This window comes from Marinobacter sp. DY40_1A1 (assembly GCF_016597815.1).
GTDB lineage: Bacteria > Pseudomonadota > Gammaproteobacteria > Pseudomonadales > Oleiphilaceae > Marinobacter > Marinobacter xiaoshiensis.
In genome coordinates, this window is sequence record NZ_VCHA01000001.1 from 549,325 (window position 1) to 567,200 (window position 17,876).

16 protein-coding genes are annotated in these 17,876 nt (G+C 51.7%); 11 read left to right on the forward strand and 5 right to left on the reverse strand.

All coding sequences use genetic code 11. The features are described 5' to 3' along the window. The first annotated feature begins 33 nt into the window (after positions 1 to 33). Complete coding sequence (locus tag FFI61_RS02525; protein ID WP_200201231.1) at positions 34 to 402, forward strand: histone-like nucleoid-structuring protein, MvaT/MvaU family; 369 nt, start codon at positions 34 to 36, stop codon at positions 400 to 402. Positions 403 to 487: 85 nt separating this feature from the next. Here the strand turns inward: FFI61_RS02525 and FFI61_RS02530 are convergent, their stop codons facing one another. Further along, a complete protein-coding gene (locus FFI61_RS02530) occupies positions 488 to 1,462 on the reverse strand; it encodes a GGDEF domain-containing protein (RefSeq protein ID WP_200201230.1) in 975 nt (324 codons plus the stop codon). A 2-nt stretch (positions 1,463 to 1,464) separates the two neighbouring features. Continuing rightward, complete coding sequence (locus FFI61_RS02535; protein WP_200369155.1) at positions 1,465 to 2,496, reverse strand: response regulator; 1,032 nt, start codon at positions 2,494 to 2,496, stop codon at positions 1,465 to 1,467. 402 nt (positions 2,497 to 2,898) lie between these two features. On the opposite strand from FFI61_RS02535, the gene FFI61_RS02540 reads away from it, so the two are divergent. The 3 genes from FFI61_RS02540 (at position 2,899) to FFI61_RS02550 (ending at position 5,735) form a co-directional block, all read left to right on the forward strand. Beyond that, entirely contained in the window at positions 2,899 to 3,672 is a 774-nt protein-coding gene (locus tag FFI61_RS02540; protein ID WP_227714559.1) for a hypothetical protein, read from the forward strand. Positions 3,673 to 3,720: 48 nt separating this feature from the next. Then, complete coding sequence (sbcB, locus tag FFI61_RS02545) at positions 3,721 to 5,163, forward strand: exodeoxyribonuclease I (RefSeq protein WP_200369157.1); 1,443 nt, start codon at positions 3,721 to 3,723, stop codon at positions 5,161 to 5,163. A gap of 221 nt (positions 5,164 to 5,384) precedes the next feature. Further along, a complete protein-coding gene (locus FFI61_RS02550; protein WP_200369158.1) occupies positions 5,385 to 5,735 on the forward strand; it encodes an endonuclease domain-containing protein in 351 nt (116 codons plus the stop codon). Between the two features lie 205 nt (positions 5,736 to 5,940). On the opposite strand, the gene FFI61_RS02555 is transcribed toward FFI61_RS02550, so the two are convergent. After that, a complete protein-coding gene (locus FFI61_RS02555; RefSeq protein ID WP_200369159.1) occupies positions 5,941 to 7,941 on the reverse strand; it encodes a hypothetical protein in 2,001 nt (666 codons plus the stop codon). Positions 7,942 to 8,224: 283 nt separating this feature from the next. On the opposite strand from FFI61_RS02555, the gene FFI61_RS02560 reads away from it, so the two are divergent. Continuing rightward, positions 8,225 to 8,479 carry a BrnA antitoxin family protein gene (locus FFI61_RS02560; RefSeq protein ID WP_200369160.1) on the forward strand — a complete coding sequence of 85 codons (255 nt, stop codon included), beginning with the start codon at positions 8,225 to 8,227 and terminating at the stop codon, positions 8,477 to 8,479. 45 nt (positions 8,480 to 8,524) lie between these two features. Here the strand turns inward: FFI61_RS02560 and FFI61_RS02565 are convergent, their stop codons facing one another. After that, complete coding sequence (locus tag FFI61_RS02565) at positions 8,525 to 8,806, reverse strand: type II toxin-antitoxin system ParD family antitoxin (protein WP_200369161.1); 282 nt, start codon at positions 8,804 to 8,806, stop codon at positions 8,525 to 8,527. A gap of 295 nt (positions 8,807 to 9,101) precedes the next feature. Between FFI61_RS02565 and FFI61_RS02570 the strand changes: the two genes are divergently transcribed. After that, positions 9,102 to 9,407, forward strand: coding sequence for a helix-turn-helix domain-containing protein (locus FFI61_RS02570; RefSeq protein WP_200369162.1), 306 nt, complete (start codon positions 9,102 to 9,104; stop codon positions 9,405 to 9,407). Positions 9,408 to 9,475: 68 nt separating this feature from the next. Here the strand turns inward: FFI61_RS02570 and FFI61_RS17910 are convergent, their stop codons facing one another. Then, positions 9,476 to 10,975 (reverse strand): flagellin, encoded by a 1,500-nt coding sequence (locus FFI61_RS17910; RefSeq protein WP_200369163.1) that lies wholly within the window; start codon positions 10,973 to 10,975, stop codon positions 9,476 to 9,478. 321 nt (positions 10,976 to 11,296) lie between these two features. On the opposite strand from FFI61_RS17910, the gene FFI61_RS02580 reads away from it, so the two are divergent. The 5 genes from FFI61_RS02580 (at position 11,297) to fliS (ending at position 17,829) form a co-directional block, all read left to right on the forward strand. After that, entirely contained in the window at positions 11,297 to 13,450 is a 2,154-nt protein-coding gene (locus FFI61_RS02580) for a 6-hydroxymethylpterin diphosphokinase MptE-like protein (RefSeq protein WP_200369164.1), read from the forward strand. A gap of 144 nt (positions 13,451 to 13,594) precedes the next feature. Next, positions 13,595 to 14,782 (forward strand): flagellin, encoded by a 1,188-nt coding sequence (locus tag FFI61_RS02585; protein WP_200369165.1) that lies wholly within the window; start codon positions 13,595 to 13,597, stop codon positions 14,780 to 14,782. 70 nt (positions 14,783 to 14,852) lie between these two features. Then, complete coding sequence (locus FFI61_RS02590) at positions 14,853 to 15,287, forward strand: flagellar protein FlaG (RefSeq protein ID WP_200369166.1); 435 nt, start codon at positions 14,853 to 14,855, stop codon at positions 15,285 to 15,287. 170 nt (positions 15,288 to 15,457) lie between these two features. After that, the gene (gene fliD / locus FFI61_RS02595; RefSeq protein WP_200369167.1) at positions 15,458 to 17,416 is read left to right on the forward strand and encodes a flagellar filament capping protein FliD; all 1,959 of its coding nucleotides are present in this window, start codon (positions 15,458 to 15,460) and stop codon (positions 17,414 to 17,416) included. A gap of 11 nt (positions 17,417 to 17,427) precedes the next feature. Beyond that, positions 17,428 to 17,829: a flagellar export chaperone FliS gene (fliS, locus tag FFI61_RS02600; protein WP_200369168.1), complete on the forward strand. Its 402-nt coding sequence runs from the start codon at positions 17,428 to 17,430 to the stop codon at positions 17,827 to 17,829. The last annotated feature ends 47 nt before the right edge of the window (positions 17,830 to 17,876 follow it).

The following is a 17,876-nucleotide window of genomic DNA, read 5'->3' on the forward strand; positions in this document are numbered from 1 at the left end:
TGGAGCCCACAGAAACTATAAGGTTTTATTTCCATGGCAAAGATTAACGATTACTATCAGAAAAAGCAGCTAATGGAACAGCTTGCAAACGAGATCAACCAGCTGGAGCAGGACCAGTCTCTGAAGCGCGAACTGGCCTTTGAAAGCAGCATTCGTGAGCTCATGGAAGAGTACGACAAGTCGCCGAAGCATGTGCTCCGGATTTTGGCCGCGATTGATCCTTCTATCGCGACCGAAAAAGCACAAGGCAGCACTGGCACTCGTGCCAAGCGCCCCATGAAAACCTACACCAATCCGCACACTGGTGAAGTGGTTAAGACTCGTGGCGGCAATCACAAAACGCTTAACGAGTGGCGTAAAAAGCACGGTAAAGAAGCGGTGCAGAGCTGGCAGCAAGACTGATCAGCCAGAGATATAAAAAAGGGGCCGGATGATTATTCATTCGGCCCCTTTTTGTTTGCACTAATTGATGATTCTACTGTTATCCCTAATCTGGCGAATCAAGGTTTTCGTAAACAATAACCCGGTTTCTGCCGCCTTTCTTTGCTGCATACAGAGCTTCATCTGCCTGCTGCATCCAGGTCATGTGATTTTCCGGGCTGCCACTTAATTGCGAGATTCCCACGCTTACTGTGTATCTGATGGGGGCCACACTGGTTTGCACAATGCTCTGTTCGATACTCTCCCGAATTCGCTCACATATAATGCGGGCCCCTTCGGCATCGGTTTCTGGCAATATAATGCCAAACTCTTCACCACCATAGCGGCCAATACTATCGGATGATCGCAGGCATTCTCTCGCTGTTCTCGCGGTGTGTTTGATCACCTCATCCCCAGCCAGGTGGCCATGGGCATCGTTTACCTTTTTAAAGAAGTCTATATCAAACATTACAAGGCAAGTTGATTGGCCATAGCGGCGGAAGCGCTCAAACTCCGCATCCACCAGGTTCTCCCAGGTACCGCGATTCAGCAACCCGGTTAATCGGTCGGTCATGCTGAGTTTGGCCAGCTGCTCATTCGCTTGTTCCAGGGCGCGTTTGCCGGTGGCTATATCGGTTACGTCGTACACCATGATGCAAATCTTCTCCACCTGCCCGGTGCTGCCTGAAAGCGGGCTGATGGTGAGGTTCTGGAACATATAATCTTCCGTTCCGGTAATAGGGCGGGTATTGCGAAACTGGAACAGGTAAGGCCGTTGCTCCCAAGACGTGAAGGCGCGGGTGTTAAGCAATGTTACGGCATCTACCTTGCGTTTCAGCCAGGCTTCCGGAATGTCGGGGAACAGCTCGAAAATCAACTGATTGCGTGTTTTGCTGGCAGTAATACCACTGTGGTTTTCCATAAAGCCGTTCCAGGCTTGTACACGAAAGTCCAAATCCAGCACCACAAGGCCAACCTCAACGGATTCCAGCATATCCACCAGCCAGTGGAAGGATTGGGCTTCAAGTTCGTTTATGGCCATGGTTAGTCCGCCAGGTATTGGAGACGTTGCTCAAGGAAGGGCACAGAATCTTCCGTAAGCAGCACCAGCATGTCGCACTGAATGTTCCTGTCTTCCAGGGTGTAACTGATCTCAATACACAGGAGTTGCTCCTCCCGGGAGTTCTGGTGCTCAAGCAAATCTGTGATCTGCCGGTGTTGCCCAAGCACGCTGGGATGGCTGAGGCTGAGTTCGAGATCCAGTTGATCACCTATGCCCTTGAGAAAGGCGCCAAACAGAATGCTCGACATATCCATCAGCACTTCCACGTTTACCGATTCACCTTCAATGCTCTCGTAATGGAGCAAATCCGCCATTTCACGAAAACTTGCATCAGCGAATAGCAGAAGCGCCTCCCCGGCAACCCCGGCACCGGTGAAACCTTGGCATACGGCGGAATAGGTGTCGCTGTCGTGGGCCGCAGAAATAGCCATGTGAAGCTCGGAGTTGGCAATAAAGGCCACCTTGGGGATGGGCTGATTGACAAAGACTCGCAACAGTCGGGCGAGCAAGTCTGACGAACGCCCCATGGCGACGTTGGCGATTTCCTGCAGGTAGTCGTTCAGTGAAACTGAAATTTCCCGGGTTTGCGAGATATCGTCGGGTGTGAGGGTGCCATCGCTAAGCGCGGTGTTCTCAAGCTCCCCAGGACGGTAGAACCCGTATTCGGCGAGCAGGCTGAGGACAATCCCCATGTCTGTGGGCTTCTTTATGAAATCGATTGCGCCAAGTTTGCGCACCCGTTCCCGTGCTTCGGGTTGAATGTCACCAGAAACCACGATCGTCATGATGGGCAGGTCTTCCGCCTGAATATGCTCGAGGACCTGATAACCGTCCATTTCAGGCATATTCAGATCAAGAAACATCAGGTCGGCTTCGCCTGCGCGCAGCTTTCCTAGCGCTTCTACACCGTTATTCGCAAAAAGGATGGTGTCGGCCAGCCCGGCAGGGAGCGCGCGGGCCATTTGTTTTCTGGCTAGGGCGGAATCATCGCAGATAAGAATGCGGGTGGTCATGATTGTGCCCGGAAACGATTGAATAAATATCCATTGATTATAGCATTGCGCCAAAATATGTACACGTAAACGACACCTTTTAGCTGCTTCAAATTGATGAAATGTAATGAATTGTTATTCAGGTTTGTGACTGAGCACACTTCATTGGCCTTGGGGCCTCCGATATAGTGGCGTTTCGGCAATTAAATAAAGATGTAAATTGCAAGTATAGGCTGTCTGCCTGCAGCGGTAAAATCGAAACTGACAGTGATTGACCCGATTAAGAGAGGCTATGTTATGGATTATCACGCGTATGGATGCGTCGCCCTCCTTAGTTTAAGCCTAGGTATTGTGCCTGTTGCCCAAGCTGAACTGGACCCCATTTCTGAATCTGCGATGGGAGATATAACAGGGCAGGCGTTTATGAAGATTGTGAACAACACCGGCACGAATCACGAATATACCCGCATGACCCTGAATATGGATGTGGAAACCCGGGTGAATATTGATGATGTGCAGCTTGGCCAGATTGGCGGTGGTGCGGATTTTTCCGGGCAGCATGTAGCCCTGGGCCATATTGCCCGTACTGATGGTGAGCAGTTCAATGGCGTTACCTATAATGCAGGCGACGCCATTCCCTTCGAAGCCCAGAAACCTTATATAGAATTAGCTGAAGATGGCGCTGGCCTGGCTGGCTTCCGCATGGGTTTTGAACAAGCTCGCGGATCGGTTTCATCCCATACCACCAGCTTTAGTGGTGATATAGGTATAAAAATTAGCGATTCCGGCCAAGTGTACGACGCTATGCTGTTTGGTGGCGTAGGTGGTGCAGCAACGAACAATCGCGCTACCCACATAGGCCTTGCCCCCAGCAGCCCGGGCCAGGCGGCGGGCTGTAATGTTGATGGCGCCCTGGCCAACTGTGCGCCGTTAACCAACCTGCGATCCATAATTGTTGGTGAAGATACAGGCGCCACTGACGGAACTGTTGGTTTTACCGACGGCTTCTTCATCGGCTTTCAGCGGGATGACAATATGGAATGGCAAAGTCTTGATGGACTGAACACGATCAATGTTGGCAAAGGTGTGTTCATTAATTTGCCCACTAACATGACCGTCGATCTGCAAAATCTCACCGGTGCGGGCATTGACCGCTTGCGTACCCATCAGGTCGACATGGGTACTAACCTGTTTTGATTTTGCTAGACTCCTGAACCTAATGATTCACAAGGCAGGAGTCTTCCATTGATCCGCTCTTTTTACTGGCACGATTACGAAACCTTTGGTGTAGACCCGGTGCACGACCGGCCCTCTCAGTTTGCCGGTGTGCGAACCGATGCGGACCTTAATATTATTGAAGACCCGCTGGTTATTTACTGCAAACCCACCGACGACTACCTGCCATCACCCCAAGCCTGCCTGATTACCGGCATTACGCCGCAAAAGGCGATGGAAGAAGGCTATCCGGAAACCGAATTCATCGGCCAGATAAATGAAGCTTTCAGCCAGCCGGGCACCTGCGTAGTGGGCTACAACAGCTTGCGGTTTGATGATGAAGTAACCCGCCATACCCTGTACCGCAACCTGCGAGACCCTTATGCCCGGGAATGGCAGAACGGCAATTCCCGCTGGGACATTATAGATATGGTGCGGCTGACCTATGCACTGCGCCCGGAAGGCATTAATTGGCCCCGCAAGGAAGACGGCAGCCCCAGCTTCAAGCTTGAAGAGCTCACTGTCGCCAACGGCATTGCCCACGAAGCTGCCCACGATGCCATGTCGGATGTGGAAGCAACCCTTGCGGTAGCCAAGCTGATTCGGGAAAAGCAGCCAAAGCTGTTTGATTTTGTTCTGAAAAATAAAGACAAACACTCCGCCCGCGCCATGCTGGATACGGTAGCCATGAAACCCGTATTCCACATCTCCGCCAAATACCCCGCCACCCGCGGCTGTTGCGCCATGGTTGCGCCGGTTGCAGATCATCCCAGCAACAAAAACCTGGTGATTGTGTATGACCTGCGGGAAGACCCGAGCGAACTGATCAACGCCACACCGGAGCAAATTCGAGAGCGGGTGTTTACCTCCCAGGCCGAGTTGGGCGACCAAAAACGCTTCCCACTAAAAGGCGTGCAACTGAACAAGTGCCCGGTATTGGCGCCTGCGAACATGCTCACCACGCTTTCCGCGGAGCGCCTGCAAGCACTCGAACTGGACGGTGACACCCTTCGAGCCAACCTTGCCCTGCTGAGAAAAGCTCCAGGATTGGCGCAGCGAATTGCAGAAGCCTTCGATCAGCCCCATCAAGGCGACCTGACAGACCCGGATGAACAACTCTACGCAGGTGGCTTTATATCCCCGGCCGACCGCAGTGAGTTGAACCGGGTGCTGCAAACGCCGCCGGAGTTGTTGGTGGAGGAAAGCTTCAACTTTAAAGATGAACGGTTGCAGGAACTGCTCTTCCGCTACCGCGCTCGGAACTATCCGGATTTACTAACCAGTGAAGAAGCTGAGCGATGGGAGCAATTTCGAACCCAGCGTTTGATGGCACCGAAAAAAGGTTGGCTGTCACTTGAGGCATTTGGGCTTGAATTACAACGGCTGGCCAGCGACCCGGAACTGACGCCGCAGAAACAGCAGGTGTTGGAGGATTTGCATTTGTATGGGGAATCTTTGATTCCTTATATTTAAAGGATGTTGGCCCTGCGGGCCGCCGCAGTAATGCACCCGCTCCCCCGGCCCCTCTCCCTTGAAGGGAGAGGGGAGCTACACACCGGAAGCCTAAGGTATATAGCCGATGCCCGGGGATTGCATCAACGCTAGCAGGCAGTGCAGTAAAAGCCCCTCTCCCCCTGCGGGAGAGGGGTTGGGGAGAGGGGGTATTCTTCACCACCCAAGCCAAGGACGGCCCAATGAACCAAGCTCAATTCGCCAAACACCTCCGCCAAAACATGACCGACGCGGAAAAGCTCCTCTGGTTTCATCTGCGAGCCTATCGCCTCAATGGCAAGCGCTTCCGGCGTCAGCAACCACTCGGGCCTTACATCGTCGATTTCGTGCATTTTGGCTCAAGGGTGATTGTTGAGGCCGATGGTGGGCAGCATAATGATTCCGAGAGTGACAAGGAAAGGGATGCTTGGCTGCGCTCTCAGGGGTTCAAGGTGCTGAGATTTTGGAATCATGAGATTTTGACGCAGGTTGATGTGGTGCTTTCTGTGATTTATGACGAATTGGAGAGGAGAGAGGGGGTTGCAGGAGAATAAGATAGGGGAGTTGGCACCGGTAGGCCGCCGCTTTTAAAGCTCCCTCTCCCCCGGCCCCTCTCCCGTGAAGGGAGAGGGGAGCAACTCCCCAAGCCAGAGGCATATAGCCAAACCCTAAGGCCAGTGCAGTAATAGCCCCTCACCCCTTGCGGGAGAGGGGTTGGGGAGAGGGGCAGTCCGACGCTTCGGGAGGGGGTAGCGCCCCCTACCTTCTCCTCTGAAAATACACACTTAAATTCTGCCCCATCACACTCTGTACTTCACTCCCTAGAGCCTCTGCCTGAATCTGGGTTTGAACAGGCTTGGTTGCCAAGCTGTGGCCATCCTCGTCACGGGCTTTGATCAGCTTCCATTCCACCTCGTTGCTTACCATCGCCATCAGATCTTTCAGCTGAGCCTCATCCTGTGGCTGGAACCAGCGGTCGCGGCAGCCGCCCAGGCTGTAAAAATCGTCTTCCTGGGTGAGTGACTGCCAGGTAGCATCTTGCCGGTTGGTGAACACCATTCGGCGAAGCTGACGCAAGGTAGAACGAGTTGGTTGTAACCTGTGCTCGGCAATCAGTTTCCGCATCTGCTTGTCGCCGGTTGTTTGCTCAGCGATGGAGGTGTGCAGGTGCACAACGGCGCCAGAACCGGCTGCGTTGTTTACCAGAGCGGCCAGAGAAAGTTCCGTCATAGCCGGGGAGGGCAGGCGGCCCACTTCAACCCAGTGCACTTGATGACCGTCGGCCACAAACCGCTGGGCGATGGACCAGGGCCAGAACACAATATTGCTGATCTCGGATTCGGCAGCCATGCGGGTGGCTTTGGCGATGTTGGCCAGAGACTCATCTACCGCGATCACCTCCACATCGGCCAGATAGCTGGCCAGTTCCATAGCACGCTGACCAGATTGCGCGCCACAGACCATTATGCGCAAGGTGTCTGGCAGCTTGTCTGTAGCCAAGCCCAGCTCTGTGGCCATCAGTGACTTCAAGCTGCTTTCCGCGCGATAAGCCAGTTTCGACCAGGCGGGCCAAGCTTGAGGCACATCGGTTTTATCCAGGCACAGCTCTTCTGCCTTCTCATCAAAACACTGTTTGATGCCTTCCTCTTCGGCGCGGTGGTAGTAGCTGGCGGCTAGAACCGGCTGAAGTGCCAAGGGCCAATCCACCAGATTCCACTGCCCGAGCTGGACCGCAAAATCCTGATGAAACAAAGCACCGTACATGGCGCTGATCATCAGCGAGCCAATCAAGGCTTCCTGAGAGTCACCCATTACGATTTGGGCTTGAAGGCTGTCATTCACCGCAGCCACCAGCCGTTCCTCATCATCCTCCGCGGCCAGCGCGTAGCCGGTGCGGTCTGCGTATTGCGCTATGGCGAGGGCGAGCTGTTGGAGTTCATCACGAAGCTCAACGGTTTGCGCAACCTCCGCCAGAATCGCGCGGCGTAGCATCACAACCAGTTCTTCCACAGCAGGGTCTGGCATGAGTGTTTTTTGCAGCGCCAGGATCAGCAGTTCGTCTGTGCTGGCGGCATCCAGGAAAATCTCAGCCTGCGGGTTATCCAGATCGTATTGCTGGCGAATGATCGCCCCCACAAAACGCCCGATCTCCTGATGGGGTAAACCATCGTGGCTAAGCAGAGCAATCGCATCCAACGCCAGGTTGCTGTCCGCCTTGCTTACCGCAAGATGCTGCGCGCAAGAGAGCATGCCGCTGTATACCGAATCCCACTCGGCGCCGGTTTCCAGCAGCTTGCGGTAATGCAGGTAGGCCACATCAAATTGCCCCTGCAGCCGCTTGGCATGGGCCACACCGCAGAAAGCGGCGGCGGATTGCCGGTCGCAGTCCAGGGCTTTCAGGAAGTGCTGCTCTGCCAGAGCAGGGCGCTCGGTTTTCAAGGCCCAATAGCCAAGGTTGGCGTATTGCTGCACCTGCCCCGGCTGGGCATTCAAGCTGGCGGTGAAGAGGGTGTGAGCTTTCTCAAGCTGCCCGTCGTCCATCTCAACACGCCCTAGCAAACCCAGGGCAACTGCATTGCCCGGCTCAAGCGCAACCGCCTCATTCAAGTATCCACGGCATTCCTGCCGGGCCTTCAGGCGCTCGATGTGGCTTAACCCGCCGCTGTTAGACTCGCCATAAGCAAGGTTGGCCTGCAGAAGCAGACGAGCCGCCTGTGCTTGCTGGGAATGGGATTCCTGAATGTGATGTTTGGCTTGCATGGGATACCTCATTTACCTGCCGCTAGGTTTAAAAATTGCGGCAAAGGCCTGCAGTTTTTGGTTGTTTGCTGTGCTTTAGGGGAGGTGTTGCGAAAGGTGTGCCAGTTTTTTTAGTGGCTTCCAAACATCTCGCTGCTCGATTTATACGAAGGTTGGCTAAATGTGAAAGGTGGAGGCGAGGTAGGTTACCTGTTAGTTTGTACATACAACTGTAAGTACAGGGATGTGTAATGTGTTTCGAGTGGGATAATTGAAAAGGCCACCAGACGAGAGGTGAAATTGTATGAGCAAAACATCTAAAACAGATTGGAAACGGTTGGCCGAAATAGAAGATGAAGCGATCGACACCAGTGATATTGCAGAGCTGGATGATGAATTCTTTAAAAAAGCCGAGCTTCGAGTGCCAGCAAAGCAACCAGTGACCCTGCGGATTGATGAAGACGTGCTGGTGTGGCTCAAGGCGCAAGGAAAGGGGTATCAGACCAGAATTAATAAGCTGCTTAGGCAGTATATGGAAAGCCAGGTTGCAAGGCCGTGATATCAGTGCCTTTGGCGGCTCGCATAAGTTAGGGGTGAATAAAACTTAGTCCTTTTTAGTGAGCTTAGTGGCCCTGCGTGAGAGGTATTCGGCAATCTCCTCGCCAACGCCAAGGGTGGTGGTGCGCCCTTCAGCCACATCTTGCAGACCTTCAGCTACGGCATCCCGTAAAACCAGAAGCTTCTGTTGGTGCTGCAATTCCTGCTCTTCAACCAAACGAAGACCTTCCCGAAGAACCTCGCTGGCATTCTGGTAGCGGCCAGCTTTAACAAGTGTACCTACCAGCTGTTCCTGGTGATCGGTTAAAACAATGTTTCTCGTTGCCATGTTAAGGCCTTCGATTTGCTGGTTGGCATATAATGCCATCGGCTGAAATGCGTGCCAAGGGGTGTTTAATATTCAAATCGGCAGTTGAAAGAAACAGGAGTTATCAATTGTGATAACCTCTGCTAAGGAAGGGCAGTGGAATGAAATGGACGATTCAATTTTACGCAGGCGTGGAGAGAGACATTCTTTCAATGCCACCAAAGATTCAGGCGCGGATGATCAGGCTCTTGGAAATGATAATTCCGAAAAAGGAATTGGAGTTAGCGCTGAACAGATTGCGGGAGGTTAAATCGTCATGAGTTTGGCATCACTAAAGCAGAAAGCGTTGCAGGATGAAATGGTTCGCACTGAATATGAAAAGCTGGCGGACGAGTTTGACTTGGTGAATCAATTGATCACCATTCGAACCAGTGCAGGCTTAACTCAGGAAGTTCTGGCGAGGCGAATCGGGACTGCAAAAGGTAATATTTCAAGGCTCGAGCGAGGAAAGGGTAACCCGAGTTGGGCGACACTGAAAAAATATGCCAACGCCTGCGGCTACCAAGTGAAGCTGCAAACGGTTTCCAGCAGCATGAACTCACCAAGCACAGTGAACGAATAATTCCATACAGATAAAACGCAAAAAGCCCGACTCGGAAAATCCGAATCGGGCTTTTTCGTGCTGGGCTATTAACCCTGCAACAACTGCAACACCTGCTGCGGCCGAGCATTGGCCTGGGCTAATACCGAGAGGCCAGCCTGCTGGAGCACCTGGGTGCGGGCCAGTTCGGCGGATTCTGCTGCGAAGTCGGCATCGCGGATTCGGCTATTGGAAGCCGAAAGGTTTTCTGAGGTTGTGGCCAGGTTCGCGATCGTGGACTCGAAGCGGTTTTGGACAGCGCCGAGCTCTGCGCGGAAGCCGTTTATGGTGTCGATGGCGTAGTCGACAGCAATCATAGCGCGGTCGGCCCCTTCACGCGTGGATACGTCGATAAAGTCAGCTGATAGAGCGTCAACCTCGGGGTTACCGTCCACAGAGATCGATATGTCGTTGCCGCTAACGCCGTCGATATTCAGCGCTTCAATGCCTACTTCAAATGGTGCACCAAACTGAGACGAGAGAATGATGTTGCGATTACTCGCATCCAGGTTTGCATTTACGCCAGTGCGATTTGACTCCGAGTTTACCTTTGCAACAATATCGTTGATTGATGCTGCCTCTCTTACTTCAATAGCAACGGTTTCACCTGTTTCCGGGTTTGTGACGGTCACATCAAATGTGATTTTGCCCCCGCCTGCGAAATATTCATCCACGGTTGTGGAATTAGTCGCGGCACTGACGGTGACTGCGGATGGGGTTGCAAAGGTGCCAAAATCTAGCTCGTAGCCCTCTCCAAGGCTGTTTCCGATTACTACGGCACCTGAAGCTGTGTCGGGTTCGATGGTCACGCCTTTGATGTCCGGGTTGTTGCGCACTTGCTCTTGGAACTGAGCTAGGAATTCTTCGCGATTGACCGCGTTTTCAATCCGCACTGAGCCGATAACGGTTTGGTCTGTACCTGTACCCAGCGTAATTTCTATTTCACCCGTTATAGGCGCTGTAAAGTCCAGGGTGACACCGCTTGATATAGTGGGATCGAGCGCCAGATCTGAGAATAGTTGCGATTGATCAATGATCGCGCCAATTTGACTACCCCTGGTATCAAGTCCACTAACACCGATTGTTTCACCGGTATTGGCGCCCACCTGGAAGGTTTGAGTCTGAAATGTGCCATCCAAAACTTTCAGTCCGTTGAATGATGTTTGGGAGGCTATACGATTAATCTCTTCAAGGCGCTGCTGTACTTCTTGGTTTAGAGCCTGCCTGTCTGAGATGCTGTTGGTTGCGTTGGCCGACTGCACAGCAAGCTCTCGAATTCTTTGCAGGTTGTTCGTAACCTCATCCAATGCACCTTCTGCAGTTTGTGCCAAGGAGATACCATCGTTGGCGTTTCGTTGTGCCATATTCAAGCCGGTGATCTGAGACTGAAAACGCTCAGAAATGGCTAAGCCCGCCGCATCGTCTTTCGCGGAGTTGATTCGCAAACCTGATGACAAGCGTTGTAAGGCGACGTTGGCATCGGCTTGCGAGTTGTTTAGGTTTCGTTGCGCGTTCAGCGACGCGATGTTGGTGTTGATGACCTGAGGCATTGTCAGTACTCCTGCTCAAAGTGCCGAAAACCCGTAGTACGAGCTCGTCGGACTAAAAATCGTTAGATTGCCGTTTGGTATAGATAAAGCCAGGAACGTGCCAGTTTTCTTGGTTGTGTCTTAAGATATTGATAATTATGGCTATAAATATGGCCGCGTGAGGCGATCGAGAAACCTGCGACAGAATTCTGACGCAGGTTCGGGGAAAGAGCTTGCCGGTTCTGGTTCGTCATCTGTGTGAGATTGCCGCAAGGCTGTGGCAGAATCAGCCTATCCTTTTCAGGGTCTTTCAAGACTTGCACCTTGCCTCCGGAGTAATTCATGGCGAAGAAACGTAAATCGCAGGTACAGCAACCTCAGGATGACAGCAAAGTATTCATGCAACGGTTGCAGAAGAATTTGGAGTTCTTCAAAAAGCGCCGACCTGAGATATACAGGCTTCTTGCCAGCATGGAACTGCAGCGGGTTGAGTTGGTTGTAACCCCAGGTAAAGATGATGTGGATATGATGGCCAATGGGAAATCCTGCTATCACGGGCTGGCTAGAGAGTATTCGCTTGAAGAAGTAGAAAGGGTTTTAAGCGAGAATCCGGAGAGCAAGAGAATCCGCACCTTTTCCCCGCCGTGGGTGGCCTCTTATCAAAAAGAGAACTTTGCAGATCAGATTTTGCGAAATATTGTTGAAAAAAGCCCAGTTAAACCATCGAATTTCAAAGGTTACATTCGCGGGAACGTTTTTCCATCAATGGTATTTCTGGGTTGTGGGCTGGGATACCATATTGACGCGCTTACGAAGAAGGCTTCAATTATCAATGGAATCATTATTGAGCGGGAGCCGGAAAAGTTTGCTGTGAGTTTGTATACCGTTGATTGGGAGGAAATCTGTTCACGATTTTCTCGGAAAGGGTTTTCTCTTACTTTCGCTGTTGGTAAAGCTGATCAACCGGAGCAAATTCGTCGCTTGGTTAGCCAGTATATGAATAGAGATGTTCCTTTCTATCCATTTTTTTCGACCTACTATAATCACCTGGCAGATGTCGATTTGGCAAAGGCAGTAATGGAAAACGCAAAAGATTTGGCAGTGGTTGCTGCGAACTGGTCGAACTACGACAACGAGTTAATGCGACTTTCCAACACTGCTCACAACATTCGGCGAGGGGGGAGGTATTTGCCGCGGCCGGACTCACTCGTGCAGAGTAAGCCTTTGGTGGTCGTTGGAAGTGGGCCCTCCTTGGATAAGCGGGTAGAAATCCTCAAAAAAGTTCGTGATCAAGTTGTTGTTGTTAGTGCTGGTACAGCGTTGCGCCCGCTTCTGGCCCACGGCGTAAAGCCAGACTACCACGTGGAACTGGACCCATCTTATTTAATTTATCAGCTTTTGTCCGACGTTGGAGGCGATAAGATTCGAGATATACCTCTTTTAGCAGTAAATGAGGTCAACCCATTTGTGCCTACTTTGTTTGATAAAGTTTTTTATTATTTTAAAGCTGATAACACTCAACCAGCGCTTTTGGGGCTGTCGCATCAGTCTTTTGCGAACTGCAATCCTACCGTCACCAATGCTGCTTTGTCGATTGGCTATTCGCTTGGCTTCAGAACTATCTATCTATTCGGTACGGATTACGGTTTCGAAGACGCGGATAAAGACCATTCAAGTAAATCTGTTTATGGGGATGATACCGACTCCGCCATTGCGCAGGAGATTCAGAAGCGAGTGCAATCTGTCGTCAACAAGCGGCGCGTATTCAAAACGCCGTCAGTGGACGGCGGTACGGTATTAACACGTAATGATTACTACTCAGCTAAGCGTTCAGTGGAGGAGTTGATTTACAGATTGAAAACTTCGGGAGCGCCACCCGAAATATTTAATTGTGCGGATGGTGCCCTTATCGAGGGGGCTAGTTGGCTGCAGGAGCATGAGTTTCTTGATCGGTTTGTGGAATGCAATACGGATACCTTTTTTGATGCTTTGCAAACTTTTGAGAGTCTCTCAAAATCACTTGATACCAGTACTTTTGACACTGCCCTGGTGGAAGTGCAAAAAGATCTGGAGCGCGAGAGTTGGCATTTCACCAAAATGATTAAGACCGCCAGGCTTAAAGGGCGCAGGGATCTGTGTACCTTGGTTAACGATTTCCGTGAGCAACAGAGCTCAGTTCGCCCGCTTCGCGGCAAACGGGAGGTCAGTGGTGCTCAGCTCATGACCCACCAGTTGCTTAAAGGCTCATTGCAGCATTTTCTGTACGTGGGTATTTGCCATGGGATGGCTTGTGAGGATGGGGAAGATCTGGAACGCTTCATGGGAGTGTGGGAGAAAGGCTTTCTTGAATTTCTGGCAACGGTACCGACTCACTATGCGAGAGTAATGATTGAACAACGGATTTTGGAAGGCGACCCTTGGGCGCGGCGATTTATCGGTGATAGGGATCCGGAGTTTTTGGGAAAAGAGGGTTTTGTAGGGGTTAAGCAGGACTGAAACACTTTGTTACATATTTGAGGGGAAATTATCTAAAGAACCTCACTGAGGTGCCGTTAAGTTGATTAACAGGGCGGCGCCCGTATCAAGTCGGAGCCTAGCCTTCATCAAGCAAGACTAAAATAGCTTTAAAGGGGAAGCATTATGGCTCTCGGTATCAACACTAACGTTGCCTCACTCTCAGCTCAGAATCAGCTGAATAAATCTCAAGGCATGAATGACCAGGCGCTGGAGCGGCTGTCCTCTGGCCTCCGAATTAATTCCGCCAAGGACGATGCAGCCGGTCTGGCAATATCTTCTCGTTTTCAGTCGCAGATCTCCGGTCTGAATGTAGCGACACGAAACGCAAATGATGGCATTTCTCTTGCGCAAACCACAGAAGGCGCGCTGGATGAGATTACCAACAACTTGCAGCGCATTCGGGAGTTGTCTGTTCAGGCAGCTAACGGCAGCAATAGTGCCTCTGACCGCGAGGCTCTTAACGACGAAGTTCAGCAACGGATCGCGGAGATTGACAGAATTTCCGGGCAAACAGCATTTAACGGTTTGAAAGTATTGGATGGCAGTTTTGGGCAGCAAAGCTTTCAAGTCGGTGCGAATGCCGGCGAAACAATTTCTATCAATATCCTGAACGGGACTCGTGAAAATCAAATAGGTGATATCGCTACCTCTAGCGGCTCGAACTTGGACGTTGCTTCTGATTTGTCCGGGCGCGCTCTAGCTATCGCTATTGGTGAAGGTGATGGTAAGGCGGTTTCGATCGAGATTGGAGGTATTGCGTCTGGTGTTGCCGAACTGGGCCTCTCAGCAACAAGCGGAAACTTCGCGCAATTTGCCGCAGATAAAATCAATGCGGCCGGCATAGGTGGGCTTTATGCTGAAGTAGTTAAAGATAGTAGCGGAGATTCGGAAATAAAACTTTCGGCATCGGATGATTTGCGGTTCGCTGATTTTTCCGGGATTGGTTCTGCCACTGCAGGTTCACTTGATTCCACGACACTGGTCTCTGCTAGCCAGGGAAGTCTGGTTGACCTTGATATCTCTGATGTGCAGGGAGCAAATAATGCCATTTTGCGCGTTGATGCGGCTCTGGGAAATGTCAACGAACTTCGAGGGCAGCTTGGTGCAGTACAAAACCGCTTCGAGTCCACTATCGCCAACCTGAGTACGTCTGTAGAGAACCTCAGTGCCTCAAATAGTCGAATTTTGGATGCCGACTTCGCCTCAGAAACCGCCAATCTGGCCAAGTCTCAGGTACTGCAGCAGGCCGGTATCTCCGTACTGGCCCAGGCGAACGCCCGCCCTCAGCAGGTCCTGTCCCTCCTGCAGTAAGGGATTAGCGGTAACAGCCGGAGCCTTCGGGTTCCGGTTTTACGCCGTTTGAGTATAGCGAGGTAAAGCTATGAATGACGTTAACCTGAACAGTCCGGATTTAAAGCTGGTGCGCTATGGTGCCCAGGCTCCGGCCAAGGCACTGTCGTCATCTCAGGCCGAGGGCAGAAAAGCCCCTGACCTTGCTGCTTCATCTACTGGTACTCGCCAGGTTCAGAGCGCTCAAGTTGCCAGCGAACCCTCCAAAGCCGAAAGGCTGCAGGAGCGCAGCGAAGCGCAACGAGAAGAGCTGGGCAAGGCGGTGAGTAAGCTGAATGATTTTGTTCAGAATGTGCAACGGGATCTTCAGTTTGAGGTGGATAACGAATCGGGGCAAACCATCGTGAAGGTGGTTGACCAGTCTACCCAGAAAGTGATTCGCCAGATGCCGGATGAAGTAGCATTGAGGTTGGCAGAAAAATTGCAGCAGGATGAACCGCTGACGTTGTTCAACATTAAAGTGTAAAAGCTTGCCGCTTTTGCGCGATTGAGAATAACGGTATTTCAGCACCGCCACTCCGAAAGGGGCCGGCGGTGTTCTGGTTTATGGGTAGGTGAATTTAGCGGTAAAGTTTTGCCGTTCGTTGCCGATAAACTATACAGTATAGAAATTCGCTCCCATGAGGATGCAGGGTTATGGCAGGTATATCATCGTTAGGCGTTGGATCCGGGGTTCTAACCTCCGATTTGGTTGATCAGTTGGTGGCGGCAGAACGCAGGCCCACTGATGTTCGGCTGGATCAGAAAACAGAACGTACTGAGGCGCTGATTTCGGCTTACGGCATGCTGCGTAGCGCCGTTACAGAGCTGCGGCTGCCAATGCGACAGCTTGGTTCTGCGGATGCGATGAAGTCATTCTCTGCTACGTCATCCGGTAGCAATATGGAAGTCTCGGTTGATGCCGGTAAGGCAGCCAGGGGCTCGTACAGTGTGGATGTGGTTGGTCTTGCTGAGTCGCAAGCACTGGCGAGTACCGAAACCTTTGCCGATCGCGACGCCACAAGTGTTGGCCGGGGCACCATTACCCTTCAGGTGGGCGATAAAACCACTGAGATTACCATTGATTCCAGCAACGATACCCTTCAGGGCTTGGCAAATGCCATTAATGAAGCCAATGGTGGTGTGTCTGCTGGCGTAATTGATACAGGTAGCGGATACCGGCTTACGCTTTCCGCCGATGAAACCGGTACAGCCAATGCAGTGAAAATTACGGCTACGGAAGATGCCGGTGCTGAGGGGCTTGCAAGCTTTGCTTTTGACCCTGCAGATGCAGCAGCCAATCCCAAGATGGAGCAAACCATTACCGCTGCCGATGCGCAGATGAAGATTAATGGTGTACTGATTACCCGTTCCACGAACACCGTAGAAAACGTTGTAGATGGACTGACGTTTAACCTGAAAGAGACTGGCCAATCCACAGTTAAGGTTGAGCAGGACACGGCCAAGGTGGCAGAGCGTGTTCAGGCGTTTGTAGATAAGTTCAATGAGCTGCAAGGCACAATCAGAGAGCTTTCGACGTTTAATAGCGACACTGGTCAGGGCAGTATTCTGACGGGCGACTCTACCGTTCGTAATATCCAGAATCAGCTGAAAAGTGTGCTAACGAGCATTATTCCTGGGCTCGAAAACGCCAGCGTGCGCAGTTTGGCGGATGTGGGGATAGGTTCTGACTTCCGTACAGGTGAGCTGCAGTTTGATAGCCAAAAGTTTCAGCAGAAGCTGCGTGAAAACCCCGATGATGTGACTGCGCTGTTTGCAGAGCAGGGCAGAACGACAGATTCCCAGGTAGAGTTTGTTCGCACTGGCTCAAACACGGTGCCGGGTGGTTACGATATCAATGTTACCCAGATGGCGACTCGCGGTAGTTTGAATTTTGCTCCGGTTGCCTCGATTGATGTGGCAGCGGATAGCAGCTTTACCTTCCAGATAGATGGTGAAACCAGTGCGACTGTTTCGATTGCTGCTGGTACCTATTCGGGTGCGGATTTTGCCACAGCTATTCAAACTGCTTTGGCGGATAACCCGGCGCTTAAAGCAGCAGACCGTTCTGTTCAGGTGGCATACGATGCTACTGAGGGGCTTACATTTACGTCAAACCGTTTTGGTAGTGACTCGAACGTGAGCCTTACAGGCCTGGCGAATGTTACAGGCTTGAGTACAAGCACGGGTACTGCCGGGCTGGATGTTAAAGGTACGATTAATGGCCAAGTAGCAGAAGGCGACGGTCAAGTGTTGTACCTGGCAAACAGTGGCAGTAACAAAGCTGCCGGATTGCAGGTGCGTATTACTGGCGGTGATGTGGGTAGTCGGGGTGCAGTCAACTTCATTGAAGGTGTTAGTGAGCGTGCTGTTGATGCCATTACCAGCATTCTTGGCGCCGAAGGTGCACTGAGTTCTCGTACCGAGTCGCTGAACCGAGACTTGGAACGAATTCAGGAAGATCGCATCAAGCTGGATTTGAAGATTGAAAGCTATCAGGCGCGGCTTGTGGCGCAGTTCAGCACCGCAGACTCGCTGATTGCTCAGCTCAACAACACCCGAGATTACGTGACCCAGCAGCTTGAAGCCCTGGCACCACAGAACAACCGTAAGTAACGAGGTTTACGATGAAAGGCTTAAAAGCGTACCAACAGGTAAACACCCAGACCAGCATCACCGATGCTGATCCGCACAAGCTGATCCAGTTGCTATACAACGGTGCGCTGGAGCGGATTAACATGGCCAAAGCGCGTATGCAGGCCAAGGATTACGCTGGCAAGGGGCAGTTGATTGGCAAAGCCATTGAAATCATCGGCGGCCTTAAAAGCTTTCTGGATTTTGAAAAAGGCGGCGACTTAGCTGCGCGCCTCGAAGGTTTGTACGACTACATGGAGCGTACCCTTCTGGAGGCCAGTGCCAAGAACGATATGGCCAAGTTGGATGAAGTTGCAGATCTGCTGCGCTCAATCAAAGATGGTTGGGATGGCATTCGCGAAGAGGCGGTATCTAAGTCAGCTCAGGTTGGTTGATTTGCCTCGCCTCTAGTTGATCGCTTCTTTCTAAGCGCCCTTCTCCT

Bases quoted from the DNA above. Each gene is read 5' to 3' on its own strand.
- FFI61_RS02525 (WP_200201231.1), top strand. From the start codon at position 34: ATGGCAAAGATTAACGATTACTATCAGAAAAAGCAGCTAATGGAACAG.
- FFI61_RS02530 (WP_200201230.1), bottom strand. From the start codon at position 1,462: ATGGCCATAAACGAACTTGAAGCCCAATCCTTCCACTGGCTGGTGGAT.
- FFI61_RS02535 (WP_200369155.1), bottom strand. From the start codon at position 2,496: ATGACCACCCGCATTCTTATCTGCGATGATTCCGCCCTAGCCAGAAAA.
- FFI61_RS02540 (WP_227714559.1), top strand. From the start codon at position 2,899: ATGAAGATTGTGAACAACACCGGCACGAATCACGAATATACCCGCATG.
- FFI61_RS02550 (WP_200369158.1), top strand. From the start codon at position 5,385: ATGAACCAAGCTCAATTCGCCAAACACCTCCGCCAAAACATGACCGAC.
- FFI61_RS02555 (WP_200369159.1), bottom strand. From the start codon at position 7,941: ATGCAAGCCAAACATCACATTCAGGAATCCCATTCCCAGCAAGCACAG.
- FFI61_RS02560 (WP_200369160.1), top strand. From the start codon at position 8,225: ATGAGCAAAACATCTAAAACAGATTGGAAACGGTTGGCCGAAATAGAA.
- FFI61_RS02565 (WP_200369161.1), bottom strand. From the start codon at position 8,806: ATGGCAACGAGAAACATTGTTTTAACCGATCACCAGGAACAGCTGGTA.
- FFI61_RS02570 (WP_200369162.1), top strand. From the start codon at position 9,102: ATGAGTTTGGCATCACTAAAGCAGAAAGCGTTGCAGGATGAAATGGTT.
- FFI61_RS17910 (WP_200369163.1), bottom strand. From the start codon at position 10,975: ATGCCTCAGGTCATCAACACCAACATCGCGTCGCTGAACGCGCAACGA.
- FFI61_RS02580 (WP_200369164.1), top strand. From the start codon at position 11,297: ATGGCGAAGAAACGTAAATCGCAGGTACAGCAACCTCAGGATGACAGC.
- FFI61_RS02585 (WP_200369165.1), top strand. From the start codon at position 13,595: ATGGCTCTCGGTATCAACACTAACGTTGCCTCACTCTCAGCTCAGAAT.
- FFI61_RS02590 (WP_200369166.1), top strand. From the start codon at position 14,853: ATGAATGACGTTAACCTGAACAGTCCGGATTTAAAGCTGGTGCGCTAT.
- fliD (WP_200369167.1), top strand. From the start codon at position 15,458: ATGGCAGGTATATCATCGTTAGGCGTTGGATCCGGGGTTCTAACCTCC.
- fliS (WP_200369168.1), top strand. From the start codon at position 17,428: ATGAAAGGCTTAAAAGCGTACCAACAGGTAAACACCCAGACCAGCATC.